Genomic DNA, 1,371 nt, shown 5'->3' with positions numbered 1-1,371 from the left:
CATAAGGGACTTGCACCCTCTAGAAGATTGAACTATATTTAGACAAATATAGATCGTGCCCATTTTGGGCACACACAGCAGCTAACCTCCATCCACCGGTCGACACCTCCGCTGGTCGTAGTTTAGCCATTACGTTATCGATAATTATTGCAAACTTCATGAAAGTACATTATCAAATTATTTTTACTGTATTGGTTCTTCTTAACTTGCATGTATCAGCTCAAGAGGTAGGAAACATAAATGATCCAGACGGATATACTAATATTAGGGAAAGTCAAAAATCAAGTTCCAGAATCCTAGCTAAGTTAGTATCTGGAGAGAGGTTCCTGTATTATCCTACCTTAAAAAGTAACTGGTGGAAGGTTATTAAAAAAGTTAATATGGATAAAACTATTGAAGGATTTGTTCATAAATCAAGAATCCAACCCATATATAACCCAATAAGTAATTCAAATATTAGATTGAAGAAGATTTATCATGAGTTTGAACCTACAGCTTCAAGCTTTCGAACCTTAAAACGCAATATAGAGACTTCCAATTTACCTCAATATTATTATATCGAAACAGTTGATGAACATGGAAGAGTGATAGACTTAAGATTTATAGAAAATGGTAAGATAATTGGTAATCATCTCTGTTATCTCACTCCCTGGATAAAGTTTGAATATCCTGATCCAACCACAATTATAAGTTATAACTTATACTCAGATGGCTCAAAGTTTTCTAGCATTGAATGTGAAAAGTGGTACAAAACAACGTACAAAATTAATATTCAACAGAGTAAGATACTAAAAGCAGAGATAGAATACTCGATTGATACTAGTGCATATTTAAATGATTATGGATGGACTAAAGAAGAACTTATGCCAGCTTTAGAAAAGCTAAAATCTCAAAAATTTACTCCAAGATTTGTGACAGGATTCATCAAGTCAACCGCTAAACTCAATGGTCACTTTCCAATTGGTGAAAAATTTGACGTTCAAACTTATTCATATACTGGGCTAGAATTTGAAGAAATAAAAAAGCTAGTTGAGTGAGAAATATCGATAATCGAGTAGAGCGCCGCTAGGCAATTAGCCTAGCGGAGACCCTCTCACACCACCGTACGTACGGACCGCGTATACGGCGGTTGATTACCGTTCAGTCAACTTTTTGCAGATCTCGGACATAGATGTAATGCCTGCTTTAGACACTACTTGTTCGATCATTCTACTAAAAATTTAAAACCTAGTCCTGCTTTGTAAAGGCTAGTGTATTCTTCTTCTGCTGAATCAACAGAATACACCTCCATTTCCAATTAAGGACACTGTAACCTTCGGTCCTTCAGCGAGGTGAGTTCTCCGAAACTTGTCGGTACTTGTATCGCCTACT

1 protein-coding gene is annotated in these 1,371 nt (G+C 36.1%); it reads left to right on the top strand.

What is annotated here, in order from left to right; translation table 11 throughout:
- The first annotated feature begins 158 nt into the window (after positions 1 to 158).
- Positions 159 to 1,037, top strand: coding sequence for an SH3 domain-containing protein (locus IC221_RS29150; RefSeq protein WP_188172306.1), 879 nt, complete (start codon positions 159 to 161; stop codon positions 1,035 to 1,037).
- The last annotated feature ends 334 nt before the right edge of the window (positions 1,038 to 1,371 follow it).

It is taken from the genome of Flammeovirga sp. EKP202 (assembly GCF_014534745.1).
In the GTDB taxonomy this organism is placed as follows: domain Bacteria; phylum Bacteroidota; class Bacteroidia; order Cytophagales; family Flammeovirgaceae; genus Flammeovirga.
This window is presented reverse-complemented; position numbering and strand designations above follow the sequence as displayed.

What these genes read in the sequence shown, in the direction of transcription:
- IC221_RS29150 (WP_188172306.1), top strand. Translation starts at nt 159, where the DNA reads ATGAAAGTACATTATCAAATTATTTTTACTGTATTGGTTCTTCTTAAC.